This is a genomic window from Streptosporangium sp. NPDC023825 (assembly GCF_040639575.1).
Lineage (GTDB): Bacteria > Actinomycetota > Actinomycetes > Streptosporangiales > Streptosporangiaceae > Streptosporangium.
Genome location: NZ_JBFAAE010000152.1, coordinates 1 through 1397 on the forward strand (window position 1 = coordinate 1; position 1397 = coordinate 1397).

1 rRNA gene is annotated in these 1397 nt (G+C 56.7%); it reads left to right on the top strand.

Annotated features, from left to right (window positions below):
- Positions 1-1391: ribosomal RNA gene (locus AB0G15_RS43460) — 23S ribosomal RNA — on the top strand; the annotation flags it as partial.
- Positions 1392-1397 lie beyond the last annotated feature (6 nt).

Genomic DNA, 1397 nt, shown 5'->3' on the forward strand with positions numbered 1-1397 from the left:
CTGAGATGTGATGCCGAGCCGATTGTGGCGAAGTGGGTGATCCTATGCTGCCGAGAAAAGCCTCTAGTGAGTGTCGTGGCGGCCCGTACCCTAAACCGACTCAGGTGGTCAGGTAGAGAATACTAAGGCGATCGGGTGAACTGTGGTTAAGGAACTCGGCAAATTGCCCCCGTAACTTCGGGAGAAGGGGGGCCTTCGCTGGTGACGAGCTTCGCGCTCTGAGCTGGTGGGGGTCGCAGAGGCCAGGGGGAAGCGACTGTTTACTAAAAACACAGGTCCGTGCGAAGTCGTAAGACGATGTATACGGACTGACGCCTGCCCGGTGCTGGAACGTTAAGGGGACCGGTTAGTTGTTCTTCGGAGCAGCGAAGCTGAGAACTTAAGCGCCAGTAAACGGCGGTGGTAACTATAACCATCCTAAGGTAGCGAAATTCCTTGTCGGGTAAGTTCCGACCTGCACGAATGGCGTAACGACTTCCCCGCTGTCTCAACCGCAGACCCGGCGAAATTGCACTACGAGTAAAGATGCTCGTTACGCGCAGCAGGACGGAAAGACCCCGGGACCTTCACTATAGCTTGACATTGGCGTTTGGAACGTCTTGTGTAGGATAGGTGGGAGACGGTGAAGCTATCACGCTAGTGGTGGTGGAGTCATTGGTGAAATACCACTCTGGTCGTTTTGAACGTCTAACTTCGGTCCGTGATCCGGATCAGGGACAGTGTCTGGTGGGTAGTTTAACTGGGGCGGTTGCCTCCTAAAGAGTAACGGAGGCGCCCAAAGGTTCCCTCAGCCTGGTTGGCAATCAGGTGTCGAGTGTAAGTGCACAAGGGAGCTTGACTGTGAGACCGACGGGTCGAGCAGGAGCGAAAGCTGGGACTAGTGATCCGGCGGTGGCATGTGGAAGCGCCGTCGCTCAACGGCTAAAAGGTACCCCGGGGATAACAGGCTGATCTTCCCCAAGAGTCCATATCGACGGGATGGTTTGGCACCTCGATGTCGGCTCGTCGCATCCTGGGGCTGGAGTAGGTCCCAAGGGTTGGGCTGTTCGCCCATTAAAGCGGTACGCGAGCTGGGTTTAGAACGTCGCGAGACAGTTCGGTCCCTATCCGCTGCGCGCGCAGGAGACTTGAAAGGAGCTGTCCCTAGTACGAGAGGACCGGGACGGACGAACCTCTGGTGTGCCAGTTGTTCCGCCAGGAGCACGGCTGGTTGGCTACGTTCGGAAGGGATAACCGCTGAAAGCATCTAAGCGGGAAGCTCGCCTTGAGATGAGGTCTCCCACCACGTAAGTGGGTAAGGCTCCCGGGAGACGACCGGGTTGATAGGCTGGAAGTGGAAGCGCAGTAATGTGTGGAGCTGACCAGTACTAATAGGCCGAGGACTTGACCACAAAGCA